The sequence below is a fragment of the Streptomyces marokkonensis genome (assembly GCF_039539045.1).
Classification (GTDB): domain Bacteria; phylum Actinomycetota; class Actinomycetes; order Streptomycetales; family Streptomycetaceae; genus Streptomyces; species Streptomyces marokkonensis.
The window spans coordinates 1-17865 of the sequence record NZ_BAABCQ010000160.1 but is presented as its reverse complement, the minus strand read 5'-3'; the positions used below and the strand labels follow the sequence as shown (position 1 = coordinate 17865).

The following is a 17865-nucleotide window of genomic DNA, read 5'->3' as shown; positions in this document are numbered from 1 at the left end:
TTTCCGCTTCGCGTAGATCTGCTTGTTCCATCGAAGCGTTGTCTATCTGCGTCCCCTCCATCTGTGCTCCGGAAACTCGCCTTCTCCAGCGATACGTTGTGAAGCCTCGCGTCAGCGAGCGAGGCTCCGTCAAAGTTCACCCTCGACAGGTTGCACGTCGCCAGAGTTACCTTCTCGAGGAACGCCTGGTTCAGCCGCGCCGATTCGAGGTTGCAGTCGATGAATGTCGCTTCGCGTAGGTCAGCCTCTGACAGGTCGAAACCCTGCAACCGGCCGCCCTCGATGTGTACTCCGTGCAGAGTCACGTCGCGCAGATCAACGCGGTGAGGCTCGTCCCGGCCCGGGCGACGGCAGAGGACCTCGAAGGCCACTACTCCGTCTCGGGTGGGTGGATTCGAGACAGTGAGAATGCCGTGCTTGCCGTCAACCTCAACCAGTTGGGTGTCGTCCTGACGCTCACAGCGGCTGCGCACGAACGAGGCAAGAACCTCGACTACCGTCCCATGGTCCTTCTCGGAATCCTTCATGATCCGTTCGAGGGCATAGATGCCGCCGAGCCGCTCAGTTTCGCTGTCGGAGCCAAGCAGCTTGATTGCCTCCACATACCGCTCCGTGACATGGCCTTCACGCGCGAGTTCGGCCTGTTCCCGGTCCTTATCGCGCGTGTGCTGAAGGTTCAGATGCGTGTACATCAAGCCGAGGCCCGCCACGACGGCAGCGCCGAGGGCAACGAGCATCGTTCGGAGCCCCGTGATTACGACGCCGTCGGCCGGCTGCAGGTCCCTCTCCCGGATATGAGAGCCGTCGAGCCACCACGGCCCCTTCCAGAGCAGGAGGGCGTAGCCGATCAGCCCGAGGAGGATTGCTATGCCAATCGCAAGGCGACGTCCCCGGGTTGCGCTCCGCAGCTTCCACTTACGCCTCAACTGAGTGATCACCTACCCACTGTGCTCCGAGGCGGGCGGTGTCCGTGGCCCCTGAGCGGACATCAGAGCGAAACTTGAGGTGACTACGTGGGCACTGAGCACTCGCTGCTCGTCCTCGTGGCGGGCTTGGAGGTCGAGAAGGATCAGTACTTGGCTTCTCCGTAGCCGCTCAGCGCGTGGAGAGAAGTGTTCGTGGTCGCGGGCGAGTGAACCGCCCAGCAGGTATGGAAGCTGCCGTTGTTGTTCAGGGCCCGGAGTTTGAGCACTGCCTCGACGCCTTTGGGGCCCCCGCAGCTGCCGGTGATGTCGAGTCGGCCGCCCACGATGTGGCGGCAGGCGCCTTCGCTCGCGCCGGTGCCGGTCGGCCAGCCCGCAGCCAGGGCGGTGTCGTAGCGGAGTTGGCCGAGGTGCCCGGTGAGGTAGCGGATGCAGGCGTCGGCTTCCTGACGCCGGGTGCTGTGCCGCCCGTCTGGTTCGGCCTGAGCGGTGATTTCGGTGGCGGCGCGAGCGGCTGGCCGTGGAGGTGGTGGTGAGGTGGCTGGCAACCCAGGTTTCAGCCGCCGAGCTGCCGGGGTGGTGGAAGCAGTGAGCCGCGTCCCAGATGTCAGTGTGGCTATGGCCAGGTGGAAACGAGGAGCGCGGTGAAGGCGATACCGAGAGAGAGTGCGCTGGCGAAGGCGATTCCTGCGCGGGTGATGGCCGCGGGGATGCTCGCGTTGTCCCAGCGGGCCAGCGCGGCGGCAGTGATGCCTGCGCCCAGGGCGAGCGTGAGAACGATGGCGAGCAGGATCAGCACGATCGTGGATCGGGGGGACACGCGTAATACCGCCTGTGACTCGGGTTGTCGGTTCCTCGGATGCAGTTCCACGATTTCCCGGCGCGCGCTGGTGGACGAGCGGTTGGATGTTGTTGCAGAGATAAGCCGTGGGTTGTGGCAGAACAATAGGCAAGAGAGGGCTGCGCTTTGGGGGAGCGGACGCGTGCCGGGCGACCGTGGATGCCGGCGCGCGGTTCATGCGCGGAGATCAACGAGCTCGTCGGAATGCTCCGCTCGTGGTTGGACGCGGCAGGGGTGCCCGTCGCCCACCTTCATCAGCGCCTGACGGCCGAACACTTCGTTGGTGGCCAGGTGCCGTCGCTGACCAAGCTCCGTAAGCAACTGGCGGGCGAGGGCCTGTCGTGGGACCTGGTGGAAGCTGTGGCTGACGTCTGTTACCCCGACGACGACAGCGAGACAGCCAGCCAGCGACTGGTCCCCCTGCAAAGATTATGGCGTCTGGCGCAGACTGCGCCGACGGCCACCGACGGCAGCGGCCCGCAGGTAACCGCGCGGGAGGTGCTTGAGGTTCAGCGTCAGTAGCTGTTGTCGTTCCGATCTTGAGGGGTAGGCGTCGAACGGGAGTCTCGATCGGGTGATCACGGCCGGCCGTGGGCATGAAGGCAGGGCCTCTTGGTAGCTCGGGGTTGCGAAGCCAACCGAGATCCAGGAGACCCTGTTGCCGCAGTTGTACGTGCTCGCGCCGGTAGAGTTCAACTCAGCTGCCCTGGCGTGTGATTGTGTCGCTCACCGGTTCGGTAATGCGACCGACCATCCGGAGCGTGTTCGGCGGTATCCCTCGGACATGACGGACGCGGAGTGGGCCGTGGTCCGGCCGCTGCTGCCGGTGCCGGGCTGGATGCGAGGCCGGGGCGGGCAGCCGGAAGCGTACTGCCACCGGGCGATACTGGACGCGATCCGCTATCTCGTGGACAACGGCATCAAGTGGCGGGCGATGCCGGCCGATTTCCCGCCGTGGGACCGGGTCTACGCGTTCTTCCGCCGCTGGCGCGACCACGTGCTGGTCAGGGAGTTCCATGACCGGCTGCGCGGCCGGGTCCGCCAGGAAGCGGGCCGGGATGCGGAACCGACGGCCGGCGTGATCGACTCGCAGTCCGTCAAGGCGGACGCGGTCGTCGGCGCGGACAGTCGCGGCTTCGACGGCGGGAAGCTGGTCAACGGCCGCAAGCGGCACGTCGTGGTCGACACCCTCGGCCTGCTGCTGGGCGTGATGGTCACGAGTGCGGACATCGGTGACCGTGCAGCCGCGAAGGTGCTGCTTGAGCGGGTGACCGACGCTCATCACCGGCTGGAACTCGTCTGGGCCGACGGCGGCTACACCGGCAGCCTCGTCGAGCACTGCCTCGCCGCGTTCGCCCTGGTCCTGGCGATCGTCAAGCGCAGCGACGACATGCGCGGTTTCGTGGTGCTGCCCAAGCGGTGGATCGTCGAGCGTCTCTTCGCCCACCTGATGCGAAGCCGTCGCCTGGCGCGCGACTTCGAACGATCCACCACCACCGCCGAGGCAATGGTCTACTGGTCGATGACAATGATCATGACCCGCCGTCTGGCCCGCACACACCCCGCGCGAGCGTGAACCGGCCCGGCGACGACTCGGCCAGCCATCCCCGCGCGACCAGGCGTTTCGCCTTCGACCGCAACGCCTCCACCTTGGCCGGCACCACGTCCATGCCGAATGCGGAGGCCATCTCCTGGCAGGTCAGCGGACCCTGACCGAGACGGACCCGGTCCGCGAGCGCGGCCAGGATGCGCTGATAGTCCGCTGAAAGTACCGTCCTGGCCAGCCCCTCGCGCCACACCGGAACCTGCGACTTCACCTTCGCTGCCACGGGCGGTGGCAGCCGCACCTCGGCCTCCGCCCCCGCACCGCCCGGTCGCTCGGCGGCTACCGCGTCAGCTGAATCGCCGCCCGGCGCGGACAGCACCGCACCCACACGCTCACGGGCGATCGTCCACTCCAACCACTCCTGCTCGGCCATCGCGAGCTCGGCCTAAATCCGGTCGGCTTCCTCGCGCAGCCCATCCACACGACGACGAGCGGCAAGCTCGTGCTGTTCCAGCAGTCCGACAACCGACGGCATTCGCGACCTCCACGGGAGCGACGAAACGACGATCCATCACTCCCACACCGTCGCCGCCCCTACCCTTGACCAGCGAAAACGCAGTCGTCAAACTCGGAAAGACAACAGCCTCTCACTGCCGCACAGCGTGACGAGCTGTTCGAGAAGGGCGGCATCCAGAGGTCCGTCGGGCAGGTGTCCTTGTAGGACGGTCAGGAGCCAGGTCAGGGGGCCAGCTCCGAGGTCGAAGGAGAGGACGCGCGCCAGGGCTGCCTGCGCCTGGCCGGAACGGCTGGCCAGCAGAACCGTCGCTGCGATCAGGGCGCGGCGCTTGTCGCCGCGTTCAGGCAGGGCAATCGTGGCCAACGCAAGTTCGCACAGTGCGGTGTCGATGTCGTGCTGGGTCGCCTGCTCCGGCACCGGGTGGTAGGCACCCTGGCCGAGACGGGCACGGCCCGGCAGACGGTGGGCGATGATGCCATACGCCGCATCCCAGCAGGCGAAAGCGCTGACAGCCGGGGGTGAAGCGAGCGGGGGCTGAACAGCGAACGCCGAGACCAGGGCCAGGCTGACACCGATAGTGCGGCTGTAGGACGCCCCGGCGACGGCCTGGGCCACCTGGTCTGCGAGGTTGCGGGCTGCGGTGGCCGGGTCCGCGTAGTGCGCCTGCTGCCACAGATCCAGCCGGTCATTGCCGCCGAAGGAACGCCATCCGCCGCCGCCTCGCATCTTGGTGTAGGCGAGCATGCCCGCCGTGGCGGCGAGAGGGCCGAAAACACCAGGATCGCTGTCCTGGCGCAAGCGGAGCCCCAAGGCGAGGTCGGCCAGCAGCTCAAGAGGGTTGGAGGCGTTCATCTCGTCGGCGATCCGGTGCAGGAACTGGGCGGCTGCGTCTGCTCCCTGACCGTCGATGACCTCCAAGAGCCGCCACCCGACCGCATTGGCCAGGGCATCCCTCGACCACCGTGGGCCCGAGGGGGCATCGTATGCCTTGCTGGTGCGGTCACGGACCGCAGCAAGCGCGCCAGCAGCACCTACGGGCAGCGTTGGGCGCTGCTGGGCGTGCAGATACGCGTCTGTGGTGGGGTGCTTCTCGGGGCCGAACCAGTCACGTGAGGTGTTGTTGGGCACGGGGCGGGGCGCCCAGGGCAAGCCGCCCTCACCGCCACAACGCTGTGCTGCTGTGCGCAGCGCAGAAGTGGGCTCGTCCCCGGCAGCCTGCGATGCGGCGATCAGTGTCTGGTCGTCGTAGGTGGAGGTGATTGCATTGGCCAGCACCGGCAGGAGACGCGATGCGCGGGCCGCGTCGTCGCCGGGCAGGTCAGCGAGCCTGGTGAGCAGAGCAACGTCCTGCTGGATGCTGCGGCCATCGGGTCCAGCGGCGATGCGGAGCGCGGCCAGGACGACGGGGTCGGCCGTGTCAGCCTGCGTGGCCAGCAGCTGCCGGTGGGCCGCGCCCACCCGGCCATCGGGCAGCCCGGGCTCGGCCAGCAGCACCTGGGCGCCCAACTGCGCGGCACCCCGCGGATCCAGGCGCGCAAGGGAACGCCACCACTCCTGCGGCGTTCCCGCCGTGCCCCGCCCGTCGGTGCAGTCCGCGACGAGATGGACAAGAGGCTGCGTATGCGCCAGACGCACCTGCGCCTGGACGGGATCGGCCTGCAGGAGTTGAGGCAGCGGATCCAGCAGCTCCTCGATGGTGATGTCCTTGTGACCGCCATAGGCCCCATGTAGCGGGCGGCACGCTCCCAGCACCGCTGCGCTTCGTGCGGGTCGTCGCAGGCGAGACTTACGCGGGCCATCTCAAGCTCGAAGTCGGCGTCCTCCGCATACAGCGCACGGCGCTCGGCTTGCGCTCCGCGCAGCGTGCGCATGAGCTCGTGCACGACGTCGGACCCTGCCTGGCCGACGCTCCCGGCGAGCAGGGACACCAGCTCCGTGGTGATCAGCGGGCCGGTTCCGGCCATGCCCATGAGAGAGGTGGTGGTGCCCTCGCTGACGGCTTGCAGGAAGGCGATGCCCACAGCGACATCATCTCCGTGCAGCAGGGCGACGGCGTCGTGCAACACCTGCCGCACCTGCCGGTGGATGTCCGCAAGATCGCAGGCCCGGGGGCTGCCCGTGAACGCGTGTGCATGCTGGGCCAGTTGTTCGAGCGCGACACGCACGGTGGCAGACGCGGTTTCGGCTGTGAGGATGCCCGCCTCGACGTCGCGGTGCAGGCCGACGGTGGCAAGGGTGAAGCGCAGCCAGGCACGGTAGAAGCCATCGCCGTCCAGGAGGGGGAGCAGTCGGGCGGGCGCCTGCGGATCGGCGGCATGGGCCACGGCCAGCAGTGTCAGCCACCTGTTCACCGGGCCGGACAGGCCGCTGGCACGATCGGTCAGTACATCCTGTGTTGCTTTCGCGAGAACCGCGGCGATGTCCCCGGAAAAGATCTCCTCGGCAAGGTCCGACACTGCCACGCCATGGCGGAGCAGGCGCCGCGGGTCGCACGGCCCGCTGGCCCAGGCCGCGGTGGCCAGCGTGCGGGCAGACGGCAGCGCGCCGCCCGCCGTGCCATGGGTGTCCGCAAGGTGCAGCAAAAGGGCCGCGCGCCGGTCGGGCTGCTCGATGAGCTCCGCGCTCTCGAGCAACGGGTCTGGACCCAGACAGTCCAACAGCACACCCAGCGCATCCTCAGGCGAGGTCAGAGCCTCCTGGTCGAGGAACCGGGCGACCCGCTGCGCGAGCGTACGCGGGGCCTGCCCGAGCTCGACATCGTCAGCAGCCCGGGCTGGCAACCGGATCCGTCCGCGCAACTCCGCCAGGAACACCGACTCATCGCTCTCGGATCCGTAGTGGACACGCTCATCCTTGCGTGCCTTGTCCCAGGCCGTCAGGTACGCCTCCCACGGGGCGGCACAGCCGGCCCGGTCGACCGCCGCGCACAGCTGCAGGCCCCACCGCGCCGCCATCGTGGTCACACCCTCGTACATCAGGCTTGCCGCCACGCGGTCGGCTCCCACCAGCGCCACCAGCACATCCGCATACGGCACCAGGGAACCCGGCAGGCCTTCGTCCTCATACGTTGCCCGCGCCCGGCTCAGTTCGACGCAGCGCACCAGTGTGGGCCAGTCGTTGCGGACCGCCGCACGCCGCGCGGCAACGGTCAGAGTGTGGACGATGACCTGAGGCGGCTGCAGCCCTGCAATCGCGCGGGAGAGGAAATCGGGTTCGATTAGCAGAGCGAGTTCGTCATCGCGCCCCAGAGCGGCCAGCAGTTCGGGCAGGTGCCGGAACGCGCGGGGATCGGTGAAGAAGCCCCGCTGGGACAACCAGTCGGCGGCCTGGGACCGGACCTGATCGACCCACCCGTCGTCACCGTCGACCCGGCGGATGAAGCGGCTGAAGCTCTCATGATGGATCTTCAGTCCGCCGATACCCGGCTGCTGCGCGACGATCGGTGCCACACTGGTCAGCGCGGCACCAAGCTGCATTCCGGGCAGCGGGAAAATGGCCTCGAGCTCCGACGCACTCACAGCGAAGTCGCAGACCGCGAGCATGCTGACAGCAGAACGCTGCCCGGGGGTCAGACCGGCCAGCAGATAAGCGTAGTAGTCGTCGAGGTCATGCGCCGACGACGGCACCGCCCGCAACCTCTCCAGAGGATCGCCGGCACCATCCGGCGCCAGCGCCGCTCCCAGGCCCGGGGCAGGACCAATGGCCTGCCGGCACAAATACGTGGCGTACAGGGCGTTGCCTCGAGAGCGCTCCTCGATCAGTGCGACCGCGGCCTCCGCCCGCGCAGCGGGATCGAGCCCCTCACCGGCAGAGGAGGACGCCAAGGCCGTCAGCACGCCCAGGCGATCCGCCAGAGCATGCAGTTCGGCGCGGTTGAGCGGGGCAACGGTGAGACGGGAGGCACCGTCGTCGACGGCCTCGAGGTGAGGGCCGGGCTGACTGGCCAGGACGAGCACGACACCGGGCGGCAGTTCCAGGGCGCAGAGGTCCGTGACCAGAGAGGCCGCCGGGTCCACCCGCGGACGAAAGGCGCTGCCGGTGGTGGATCCAAGAACCCGGCTGACATGGTCGATCCCGTCCACGATCAGCGCGATCGGCCGGTCCGGTGCCAGGCCGCGCGCGGCAGTGACCGCGGCCGTGAGCGTCTCCGGCGTGGCCGCGTAGCGTGGCCTGACCTGCGCCAGCGCCTCCGGAACGGCCGTCCCCAGCTGCTTCAGCAGGCTGCCGATCACGACCTCGGTCAGCACACGCTGCTCACGGTCGATGTCCGCGGCACCGAGCCAGCAGTGATGCCTCACCGCCAGCCATGTCTCCCGCAGCGCATCCCCGAGCTGCTCACACAACCACGACTTGCCGATGCCGGGAGCGCCGGTGACCACCACGACACCCCCCTGCTGCGCAGCGTCCTTCACGGCCGCGACCACGCCCGTGAGCACCGTAGGACGTCTCACCTCGGTGGCACGGTCCACGGGGTGCCCCTCACGGACCGCTCCGAAGTCGACTTCCAGACTCAGACGAGGAAGCAGGTCCTCGACCATCACGGTCCCCGCCCGGCTGCGCGCCGCTTTGGCCGCCTCGATCAGGGCCAGCGCCACCTCCTCGGGTGTGCGATGCCGGTTCGGCGGCCGTCCAGCACCGAGTTCTTCGGTGATGCGGTGCAGCAAGGCCGCCTCGGTCGGCCCGGGCTCGCGAATGTTGAGCGAACACGCCGGAAGATCCGTGTCGACGAGGGTCTGTGTAGCAAACGGTGGAACTCGGTCGGATTTCTTCAGCGGCGTCCGGCGGTGAGCCGGCCGTCGAAGGTGATGTCGAAGGCTTGGAGCGCAGCCTTCCAGCGCATGGTCCAGCGTTTGCGTCCGGTGCCGGTCGGGTCCAGGCTCATGACGGCCAGGTAGACACACTTGAGCGCGGCCTGGTCGGTGGGGAAGTGTCCCCGGGTCCTCACGGCCTTGCGGATCCGTGCGTTGATGCTCTCGATCGCGTTGGTGGTGCAGACGATCTTCCGGATCTCGACGTCGAACTGGAGGAAGGGAACGAACTCCGCCCACGCGCTCTCCCAGAGCCGGACGATCGCCGGATACTTCCCGCCCCAGACGTCGGTGAACTCCACGAACCGCTCCAGAGCGGCGTCCTCGGTCGGCGCGGTGTAGACGGGCCGGAGCGCCTTCGCGACCTTCTCCCAGTCCTGCCGGGCCGCGTAACGGAAGCTGTTCCGCAGCAGGTGAACGACGCAGGTCTGGACGATCGTCGCAGGCCAGACGGTGTTCACGGCGTCCGGGAGCCCGGTCAGGCCGTCGCAGACGAGCATCAGGACGTCGGCCGCGCCGCGGTTCTTGATCTCGGTCAGGACCTGGAGCCAGTACTTCGCGCCCTCACCACCGTCACCGATCCACAGGCCCAGGATGTCCCGGTGCCCCTCGGCAGTGACCGCCACCGCCATGTAGACCGGCCGGTTGGCGACCTGCCCGTCCCTGACCTTCACGTTCACGCAGTCGATGAAGACGACCGGGTAGACGCTGTCCAGCGGACGGTTCTGCCATTCGGTCATGCCGGCCATCACGCTGTCGGTGATCGTGGAGATGGTGGACTTGGAGATCTCCGCCCCGTAGACCTCGGCGAGATGCGCGGAGATCTCCCCGTGCGTCAGCCCTTTCGCCGACAGGGACAGGACCATTTCGTCCACACCGCCCAGCCGGCGCTGCCGCTTCTTGACCAGCTGCGGTTCAAACGACCCGGCCCGGTCCCGCGGCACCGCGATCTCGACCGGCCCCGACTCGGTGATCACAGTCTTCGACCGGTGCCCGTTGCGGTAGTTCTCCCGGCCGCCTTCGGCCCGCTCACCGGGCTCATGGCCCAGATGGTCGGTGAGCTCGCCCTCCAGTGCGGACTCCAGCACCCGCTTCGTCAGCTGCTGCAGCAGGCCGCCCTCCCCGGTGAGCTTCACCCCACCGGCCTGAGCCCGGGCCACCAACTCGGCAACCAGCCCGTCATCCACGGCACCCGTCCCACTCACCACGGCCTCCCCGGCCTCGATGTCACTCGCCACGTCAGTCATCAACTGTCGCTTCCAGCTCGGGAGTTACACCGCTCACCGTACAGACCCGTCGACGACCAGGGATGCGCAAGCGCGGTTGAGCAGGTCATCACTGACCTGGGCGAGCATCTCCTTCCACGGAGCGTGTGCACGCAGCGCAGCGGCGTCGAAACGGAACCGTTTGCTGCTCAGGCCGTGCAGTGCAGGCCCGGGATCGGTGCTGGCGTGGACCGGGCGCAGCACCCGGGTCAGCTCGGGATCCTCCGGCTGCATGTCGCGCACCACGAGGCGGTGCGAGGAACCCGGATCCGAGGTGAAGTCGTGGTCCATGGAGGAGAAGAGCAGATCCAGGCGTAGGCCTCGCTTGTCCTTTGTAAAACTCTCCAGCGACAACGCGCGGTCATAATCCGTGTGCTTGATCTGCAGCCGCTCGCGGCTGCCGGTGCTCCACTCGCACGTGATGTCATCGAATCGGTCGCCGGTGAACATCTTTGTGTCGACCAGCAGGGAATTCGCACGTCCCACCGCCAGGTCCACCAGTCGCAGCGCGGTGAGCAGGTCCTGGTAAGCGTAGCCAAGGTGTGTCGGGCGCAGCCCCATGCTCACCTCCAGCGTGCCTTGCTCACTTGGCCCCCCCCATGGTGCGCGTCGCGGTCACTCTAACCTCCCTGACGTACCGGGACGGAACGGAAACCCAAGGAGAGATCGTGTGCGCAAGATCCAGCTGGCGCAGGAACACCTGGAAGGTTGGGCACCAGCAGCGGCTCTCGCACGCGAGATCGACGGCGGCGGCGGCCGCACTTACCTGGTCGTCGACGGCTTCGCGTACCAGACAGGGGGCGTCAGGCTTCGACGTCGATGCCGTAGTCGGTGGCCAGGCCCGCCAGCCCGGTGTCGTAGCCCTGCCCGACGGCACGGGCCTTCCATCCGGTCGTGTGGCGATAGAGCTCCACCGCGATGGTGACGGTCTCACCCGAGGAGAAGGGGTCAGGTGTGAAGGCCAGTTGGGTGCGGGAGGGCTGGGTGATGTCTGCTTGCCACTGGGTGTGATGGTCGAAGACTGCGGCGGGTTGGGCCTCGAGGTCGATGCTGACGATGACGGCGATGGTTGCGATGTCGTCAGGGATGAGGCCCAGGTCGGCGGTGACGGTGTCCCCGCCGACGCTGACCCCGTCGTGACTGGGGTGGTTGTAGAAGACGAGGTCGTGGTCGCTGCGTACCTTGCCGTTGCGGGTGAGGAGTACAGCGGACACGTCAACGGGTGCGCCGGTGCAGGTGACGCGGACCGTCGTCGGCTCGGTGCGGATGGCTGCGTTGGCTCCCCTCGTCCGCAGTTGCAGGGTGCCGCTCTCCTCGCCGGGTAGCGGGCTGGTGGGGGAGCGGGTAGTGGCCGGGGCCAGGCTGGCACGGGTCAGCGTTGCAAGGACGCGCTCGAGGATGGGCCAGCCTTCGGTTTCCTCGCCTGGCCAGGGCCAGGTCAGACGCTGGGCGCCGAACTCCTTGGCGGTCGGCGGCTGCCCGAGTGCTTCCTGCAGCTGGAGGTGGCGCAGGCTCTCGGTGGCCAGGCGGCTGAGCTGCCACTGCCGTTGGGTTTCTTCCGGGTTGTTCACCCAGGTGTCGTGGTCGACGGGCTTGCCGCCCAGCTCCTGGTACACCCGGCGGGCGAAGTCGTAGCCGTCCTCAGTCAGTAGGCGGGTAGGCCGCTCCTGTTGGGATGGCGTCGGCTCGCCGATGGCCGTGTACAGCGCCCCCAGGTCGCCGCCCGTCCAGTGGTTGGCTGCCGTGGTCGCGAACCGCGCGAACTGGGGCAGGGTGGGGGGACGCCCCTTGGCGGCGACGAAGCGGTGATGCTGGTGGGCGACCTCCTCCAACTGGGAGCGCCAGCGGCCCTCCACGTAGGCACCGAGATACTGCTCGGCCCAGGCCCGCCGGTGCCGTGTGATGAGATCCCGTACCCGCTCGAAGCCGTCCCGGCGGGCGCCGTGACTCATGCTGGAGGTGAACGTCACCTGCCCGTACGGGGTCTCGACCGTACTGTCCTCGCTGTCCGTGATCTCCTCCTCCGGCCCCAGGAGTTGTTCGGCGGCTTGCAGTTCGCGGAAGAAGGCGCTGTCGACCGGGCATCCGGCCGCGCGCAGGGCGGCCAGCGGCCTGCTGTAGTAGCGGTCGACACGGTCCAAGGTGGTGCGGGAGTAGGGACCTTCGCACACGAACCAGGCGGTCAGGCCCACGCCGTGCCAGAACTCGGCCGCGGGACCGAGGGCTTCGGCCATGGTCTGGTGCGGGCGCGGGTTGCTGACGATGCTGCCGGGATACCGCGCAAGCGTCACCGTCTCCCACAGCCGCCCCACCCGTTCCAGGACATCGGCGGGCAGACGCTGCCGGTACAACTGAGGGGTGTACCCCTGCTCGGTCCGGTTCAGACTCATTAGATCCTGATCGACCAGCCCCCACAACGACGGCATTCCCCGTGACTGGCCGGCATGCGCCTGGTCGAAGCCCGCCCACCAGCCGCGCAGGGCCGCAGCCCGCTCCTCCACCGGAGACAGAGAACTGCCGCCGCCGAGGAAGGCCGCGAGCATCGCATGGACCTCGTCCTCCGCGATGCCCGCCTCGGCAGCCATGCCGGCCGTCTGCGTGGCCATGCCGACGTACAGACGAGGCTCGGGCAGAGCGGTGATGATCTCCTCATCCGGGTGAGGGGGAGCCTGAAGGTAATCCAGCACAGCCAGCCAGTCGCCCCCGAAGTACGCGGAGACGACCGGCTGCAGCTCTTTGGTGAGCACCCGGCGCGCCAGGGCTGTTCCCGTCCTGGCCTTCTTGGCGAAACCAGCCATCAGCCCTTGCAACCGCTGGATCCGGTGACGTGCCGCAAGCTGCACGAGGTCGGCGACGGCAAGGGTGTCCAGCAAACGAAGGCGGGCCTGCTGCTGTCCCGCACGGTCCAGCTGGTGCCAGCCGCCGCCGAAGCGGAAGGCTTCCAGCGCGCTCTCGTCGATGCCCAGCAGCCGGTAACGCTCCTCGATGAGTGTCCAGAACCGCTGCTGTTCTGTGCGAGGGAAGATCTCTCCTGCCGCCCGCAGCCGGATGGGCTGAAGCAGTGTCTCGAACAGCGGCACCAGCAGCGCCCACAGCAGCACCGTGTCCCAGTCCTCCACAGCGGTGAGGCGGGCGGTCTCATCGGCGGCCAGCGTCAGAGCGTGGCCAGGGCGTTCCCGCAGCAGATACGGCAGATTGACTGCCCCTGCCTTGACCGAGAGTTTCTGGGGCAGGTACCACGCCCCGAGCCGCTGCTGCTCCTGGACCCCGAAGGCGTTGACGCAGAAGACTTCCTCTTCCCGGGTGAGGGCCGTCACCTTGGCGGTGTCCGGCGTGTGGCGTCCTCGGCCGGGGACGACGGTGGCCACCGGCCGTCCGGCGAACCCTGCGGCCAGCAGCCTGGCCGCCAGGGCGTCGATGTCGGCGAACCGTTGCTGCTGCCCGGCCGCCCGCTCCAGGGTGAGCGCCTGCTCGGGACTGCATTCCACGGCCGGCTGCCACCAGCGTGTCGGGTCACTGGCCACCGGTCAGCCTCCGCATGGTTTCGACGAACTGCTCAAACGGCACCGGCGCAGCGGTGTTCTGCGCATAGACGGCGTAGCGCTGGGCCATCAGCTGCATCTCCCGCTCCGTTCTTCGGGCCTCCACACGGTCCAGCTCGTGCACCACGCGCTGCTCGACGCGTCCGCGCTCGTACAGCACGAACGCGTCCACACCGCCCAAACCCCCGCCGGCCCCCTCCGCGGCGCCGCCGGGGCCGGGGAGATCCCCTTCCATGGTGGTGGCGTCGATCAGCGGGACATCCAGGAGCACAGCGGGATCCATGTCGTTGTCCGCGCACATGGCCTCCAGATGCTCCTCCAGGCCGAGTTCGGCATGGCAGACCACGTCCAGGTACTGCTGGTCGGCAGCCACCGCGGTCTGGCGCAGGACGCGGACACCGCGGCCGACGAACTGGTAGAACTCGCCGAAGCTGCCATAGGGGCGCAGCGGTACGACCACGGTGATGGGCGGGAAGTCGTAGCCCTGGCCGAGCATCCGCAGCTGCACGATGCCCTGCAGACCCCCGGCGTCGGACTCGAAGCGCCGCCGGGTGGAGGCGATCGCGGAGGCGGGCATGCTGTGGTGCAGCGTGGCACTGGGGATCCCGTACTCCTCGGCGATCCGCGCGATCTGTTCAGCATGCGCCTGGCCCATCGCCGCGAACAGCACCCTCGGCTTGACGGGCGCCAGCAGCTTGGCCTGTGCATCCAGACACGCCCGCGTCACGGCCATCACCTGGCGGATCGGCGCCTCGGACTGTGCGGTGATGCGTGCCATCTTCCGCTCGTCGCCCAACGTGGCCAGCAAAGCATCACGGCCCACGATCTGCTCGCGCCGCCCGTCCGGCCACACCGCCTCATACACCGTCGACGCCACCTCGGGAGCGAACCGGTGCACCCGCAGGTTCTTCGCCGACCCGTCCGCGACGGAGTCGACCAGCCGGTAGCGGTAGACGACATCGGCGTCGATCGGCTTGCCGTCCAAACGCTGGAAGCACGCCGACATCAGCAGTGTGCGCGCACCCTGGAAGTGGGCGAACAGCCGCTGGTAGGAGGCGCTGGCCGCGATGTGCGCCTCGTCGACGACGATGAAGTCGATGTCCTCCGCCTCCAGCTTGGCCAGCAGGTCCCCGTCACAGTCGCCCGTGCCCAGCGCATGGAAGTTGGTGACCAGGATGTCCGCGGCCAGGAGCCGCTCACGGCTGACCTGGCTGATCTGCCCGTCGTCCGCGTCCAGGACGAGCGTGGCCGGCGGACGGGCACCGGGCAGCAGCGGCCCGCCCGCCAGCCCATACAGGACGTTGTCCGGTATCCCCGGATCGAGGGCCTTGGCGAAGGTGCCGCGGATGACCGAGCCTGGGGTCACCACCAGCGCCCGCCGTCGGCTGAACGACAACGCGGCCGCCACCCCCAGGGCCGTCTTGCCCGACCCCACCGCCATCACCGCAGCCGCATGCCGGCCGCCGGAGGCGTAGTAGTTCGCCAACGAGGCCAACGCCTCGTCCTGGCACTCCCGCAGCGGCGCCCGGTCCACCCTGGCCCGCACACCGGCGAAGTACGCCCCGCCTGAAGGCAGTTCGGCACCGCCAGGCGGATCGGCCGCCCGCATCGGATCGCCAGCCATGTCCGGGATCCCGATGCGAGGCACGGCAGTCACCAGCGGCGCCAGGAGCGGATCCTGCCTTAGCATCGCCTGCAACTGGGCCACACAGCGCGCCGTGTCCGTACGCACCGCATCATAGGAGAACCGCAGAATGGTCAGGCCGGTCGCGGCCAGATCGTTCTGTCGCAGCCGGTCGTAGGTGAACGCGGCCCGGTCACTGTGGAAGGCGAACCCGTCGAGCTCGACGGCCAACTGCAGCGCCTCACCCGCGATCAGGTAGTCCAGCCGGTAAGCGCGCTCGTTGACGGTGACCGGGTGCTGACTGCGGACCCGCGCAACGATTGACGCGTCCACGGCCGGAGTGAGCACCCACCGCAAGAACGCCTCCTCCAAGTAGGAGGCAGCCGGGATCAGTCGCTCCAGGCCCGCACTCATGACGATCCACCCTGTGCCGCAGCCTCGGCAACCAGCGCCTGAGCTTTCTCCGACAGCCGGGCCGCCACATCCTCGCCCTGCCCGAAACGGGCCAACCGCCTCGCCAGCTCAAGTGCTTCCGCGAAGGCGCCCTCGCGCTCCAGCAGGCCGATCAACCGTGGCACCGAGGACACCCGCACAAACGCCGCTGGAGCATCAGTGGTGTCGAAGGACACCGCGTGCGGGGTTGCTTCCATCAACTCCAAGTTCAGCAGGGCGAACACCTCAAGCGCGGCGAGGGCCCCAGGCTCCGCACGACGTGTACTCCACAGTCGATCGACCGCGCTCTGCAGAACAAAGTGGTAGTCCCTGGCCGAGCCCGGAAGCTCCAGCGCCTCCCAGACACGGGCGATCAGCTCAGCGCCGCGCGCGTCGAACGGCACATGCCGGCTGGCCGGTGTCGCAGACGTACTCCCCTCGGCGGTCGGCCACATTGGCGAGCCGTACGACTCGTCCGGACGAACCCCTGCGCCCGGCAGCGCCTCCCGCATGACACCCGGGCTCCCGGCAAAGGCAAGGCCAGGGACAGCCGCCATGCGCTCAAACCACGCCCCCACGTTCCCCCTTCACACAAAAAAGAGGCCTGCACCCTCACCTACAGCGAAGTCGCCCCACCCGCCCCCTGCGGTACTTCATTGTCGCAGCCACACTCTCTGCTGCACCCCGAAAGCGGATATGTACTCCGCTCTACGTCACCCACCCCGGCCGACTGCCGCCGGCCGAAGAACGGGAACCAGACGCCCTTGTCGCCCACTCGACCTCGTGTCCGGAGTCGGGAATTTCGCTTCACACACCTCTCGGCCAGCTGTACCAGGGACGGTGCAAGCCCTGGACGATTTCGGGTCAACCCGATTTTCCAGGTGGCCTGACCAGGGACGAACGACTTACCTGCGTTTCACGACGGTGAACACGTCAGCCTGAACGGGCGCCGATCAGGCTGGCCTTGAGAGCGTCGGCGAGGGAACCTTGAGGCATCGACGGCGGGATACGCCTCGCACCAATCCCTTCCCGAATCACCCGGGTTGGGGACCTCACCCCTACCTTCCTGGAGCTGCTCATGTCCGCCCTTCCCCTGCCCGCCGCCAGCCCCGAGCCGCCGGCGTTCTGCGCCAGCCACCTCCCTGCCCGCACCCAGCCGAGTCGGCTGGGCATCCCCGAGGTCGTGGTCATCGTCGTGGTCGTCCTGGCATCGGCCGGACTGGCCGTCGGCAACCGGCCCGTCCCGGCCGCGCTGGTCGTGGTGGCCGCCGCAGTGGCCGACCTGATCACCGGCCGCCGCTCCAGCGATGTCGCCAAGCCCTCCCGCCGCCGCAGCCGGTGACATGGGCCGCCCCACCAAACCTGTCGCCGCCGGCACCAGCCCCCGGCTGCGGGCCCTGGCCGTCTACCTGCGCCAGCTCAAGGACGACACCCGTACCACCTACGCCACCCTGTCCGAGCGCACCGGCCCACAGGGCGCGCCCGGGTACCGCGGAGCCTCCACCCTCAGCCAGGCCGCCCGCGGCACCCACCTGCCCCCGCTCGAGACCGTCCTCGCCTACGCCCGCGCTGCCGGCGATCCCGGCAGCCACTCCACGCAGAGGCGAGAAGCGACAGCCCTGAGTCTGTGGAAGGCAGCTGCGATCGAGAAGGCCCGCCCACACCTGGCCGGTCGCGGCCGACGGACCCGGCAGGTCCGCACCCCCGCCTCCCTGGGCCAGGAACTGACGCGGCTGCGCCTGAGGGCCGGCCGGCCCTCTTACCGCGCCATCGAGAAGGCGACCAAGGCCGACGGGCACCGCGTACCGCGTTCGACAGCCCACCTGATCCTCATCGGGAAGGTCCTGCCCGGCCGCGAGCAGTTGGCCGCGCTCCTGAAAGCCTTCGACGTGAGCGTGGCGGACGCCGCACAGTGGCACGCGGTCCTCGACCGCATCGAGGACCGCCGGCGACCGCCCGAGCCGCCCCGGCGAGGCAGAGGGTACGCGTGCGCCGACGCCGACCCGGCCGTGCAGGAGTACCTCGAACGCCGTGAGCGCGACGAGGAGATCAAGCGCCGTACCGGGCAGATCCATCCGGACGAGACGTACGAGGACTACGAGGAACGGATGCGCGAGAGGGCGTTCCAGCAGCAGTCCTCGGACATCTGGCTGTATGAGGACTACGACGAGCCGGAGGGCGAGGCCCAGAGGCAAGCATGGGCCGGTGAGCAGGCCGCCTTCCGTGCCCAGCTGAAGGCATTGGTAGAGCCCGCCACCCCCACGGGGCACGGTGGCCGATCACGCCTGACACCTCCCGAACCACCTGCCTGCCATCCTCCCGGGCAGGACCGGCCTGATCACCCACGACACCAACCCCAGCGTTACG

At 68.6% G+C, this 17865-nt stretch carries 14 protein-coding genes and 1 pseudogene; 4 read left to right on the top strand and 11 right to left on the bottom strand.

The window, feature by feature from the left end; translation table 11 throughout:
* The 3 genes from ABEA26_RS29090 to ABEA26_RS29080 form a co-directional block, all read right to left on the bottom strand.
* Window positions 1-938 (bottom strand): pentapeptide repeat-containing protein (locus ABEA26_RS29090; protein WP_345596338.1); only part of this gene is annotated, 938 nt, incomplete at its 3' end.
* A 131-nt stretch (window positions 939-1069) separates the two neighbouring features.
* Window positions 1070-1471: a hypothetical protein gene (locus ABEA26_RS29085; RefSeq protein WP_345596337.1), complete on the bottom strand. Its 402-nt coding sequence runs from the start codon at window positions 1469-1471 to the stop codon at window positions 1070-1072.
* Between the two features lie 68 nt (window positions 1472-1539).
* Entirely contained in the window at window positions 1540-1743 is a 204-nt protein-coding gene (locus tag ABEA26_RS29080) for a hypothetical protein (RefSeq protein ID WP_345596336.1), read from the bottom strand.
* A gap of 180 nt (window positions 1744-1923) precedes the next feature.
* Here ABEA26_RS29080 and ABEA26_RS29075 point away from each other — a divergent pair, with 180 nt between their 5' ends.
* A complete protein-coding gene (locus tag ABEA26_RS29075; RefSeq protein ID WP_345596335.1) occupies window positions 1924-2286 on the top strand; it encodes a hypothetical protein in 363 nt (120 codons plus the stop codon).
* A 262-nt stretch (window positions 2287-2548) separates the two neighbouring features.
* Complete coding sequence (locus tag ABEA26_RS29070) at window positions 2549-3340, top strand: IS5 family transposase (protein ID WP_345596334.1); 792 nt, start codon at window positions 2549-2551, stop codon at window positions 3338-3340.
* Here ABEA26_RS29070 and ABEA26_RS29065 read toward each other — a convergent pair.
* The 8 genes from ABEA26_RS29065 to ABEA26_RS29030 all read right to left on the bottom strand — a co-directional run bounded on the left by ABEA26_RS29065 (window position 3297) and on the right by ABEA26_RS29030 (window position 16010).
* Window positions 3297-3743: a hypothetical protein gene (locus ABEA26_RS29065; RefSeq protein WP_345596333.1), complete on the bottom strand. Its 447-nt coding sequence runs from the start codon at window positions 3741-3743 to the stop codon at window positions 3297-3299. The two genes, ABEA26_RS29070 and ABEA26_RS29065, sit on opposite strands and share 44 nt — an antisense overlap.
* A gap of 189 nt (window positions 3744-3932) precedes the next feature.
* Entirely contained in the window at window positions 3933-5102 is a 1170-nt protein-coding gene (locus ABEA26_RS29060) for a hypothetical protein (protein ID WP_345596332.1), read from the bottom strand.
* Window positions 5057-8491: an AAA family ATPase gene (locus ABEA26_RS29055; RefSeq protein ID WP_345596331.1), complete on the bottom strand. Its 3435-nt coding sequence runs from the start codon at window positions 8489-8491 to the stop codon at window positions 5057-5059. The genes ABEA26_RS29060 and ABEA26_RS29055 overlap by 46 nt, the downstream gene beginning before the upstream one ends.
* Window positions 8492-8595: 104 nt before the next feature.
* Window positions 8596-9882 (bottom strand): IS256 family transposase, encoded by a 1287-nt coding sequence (locus ABEA26_RS29050; protein ID WP_345596330.1) that lies wholly within the window; start codon window positions 9880-9882, stop codon window positions 8596-8598.
* Between the two features lie 33 nt (window positions 9883-9915).
* Window positions 9916-10461, bottom strand: coding sequence for a hypothetical protein (locus ABEA26_RS29045; protein ID WP_345596329.1), 546 nt, complete (start codon window positions 10459-10461; stop codon window positions 9916-9918).
* A gap of 242 nt (window positions 10462-10703) precedes the next feature.
* The gene (locus ABEA26_RS29040) at window positions 10704-13424 is read right to left on the bottom strand and encodes a TerD family protein (protein ID WP_345596328.1); all 2721 of its coding nucleotides are present in this window, start codon (window positions 13422-13424) and stop codon (window positions 10704-10706) included.
* Window positions 13414-15480 (bottom strand): DEAD/DEAH box helicase family protein, encoded by a 2067-nt coding sequence (locus tag ABEA26_RS29035; RefSeq protein ID WP_345596327.1) that lies wholly within the window; start codon window positions 15478-15480, stop codon window positions 13414-13416. Before ABEA26_RS29035 ends, ABEA26_RS29040 begins: the two co-directional genes overlap by 11 nt.
* Window positions 15477-16010 carry a hypothetical protein gene (locus tag ABEA26_RS29030; RefSeq protein ID WP_345596326.1) on the bottom strand — a complete coding sequence of 178 codons (534 nt, stop codon included), beginning with the start codon at window positions 16008-16010 and terminating at the stop codon, window positions 15477-15479. The genes ABEA26_RS29035 and ABEA26_RS29030 overlap by 4 nt, the downstream gene beginning before the upstream one ends.
* 566 nt (window positions 16011-16576) lie before the next feature.
* Between ABEA26_RS29030 and ABEA26_RS29025 the strand changes: the two genes are divergently transcribed.
* Both ABEA26_RS29025 and ABEA26_RS29020 read left to right on the top strand, forming a co-directional pair.
* Window positions 16577-16840: a hypothetical protein gene (locus ABEA26_RS29025; protein ID WP_345596325.1), complete on the top strand. Its 264-nt coding sequence runs from the start codon at window positions 16577-16579 to the stop codon at window positions 16838-16840.
* Window positions 16806-17865: pseudogene (locus ABEA26_RS29020) on the top strand (hypothetical protein); the annotation flags it as partial. The gene ABEA26_RS29025 and the pseudogene ABEA26_RS29020, both read left to right, overlap by 35 nt.